The sequence below is a fragment of the Streptococcus sp. 210928-DFI.4.42 genome (assembly GCF_020554365.1).
GTDB classification, from domain to species: domain Bacteria; phylum Bacillota; class Bacilli; order Lactobacillales; family Streptococcaceae; genus Streptococcus; species Streptococcus parasanguinis_S.
The window spans coordinates 1-405 of the sequence record NZ_JAJCHF010000065.1; the positions used below are offsets into that span (position 1 = coordinate 1).

Annotated in this window: 1 protein-coding gene; it reads left to right on the forward strand. The window is 28.9% G+C overall.

Annotated elements, in window-relative coordinates:
* Nucleotides 1-405: ABC transporter transmembrane domain-containing protein (locus tag LIZ08_RS10315; RefSeq protein ID WP_264463632.1), on the forward strand; the 405-nt coding region annotated here is incomplete at both ends.

Here is a 405-nt window from a genome sequence, read left to right on the forward strand (position 1 = left end):
AAATTGACAACCGTAACCATTCAGATTTCTTAAATAATATCACCAAAAACAGTGACCTTATTCAAGAAAATTTATTAATCCCTAGAATCTCTCTAATCTCAAATTTAGGGAGCCTTATCATGAGTGTGGTTGCTATTATTTATATAGAATGGCGATTAGCATTAGTCTTTCTTTTATTGTCGAGTATAACGGTTTTCCTATCACAAATTCCTGGAAAGTTAATGACTAAAGCAACTAATAATTATTCTCTACAAAATAATCACTATTTATCAAAAATGACAAACTTTATTGATGGTTTTGAACAAATTAAGTTATTAAATATTCAAAGCCGGACCCAAGAAAAAATTCAGGGAATCAGTTTAGAATTTGAAGAGTCCAGAAAAACATATCAATTCTTAAAAGACT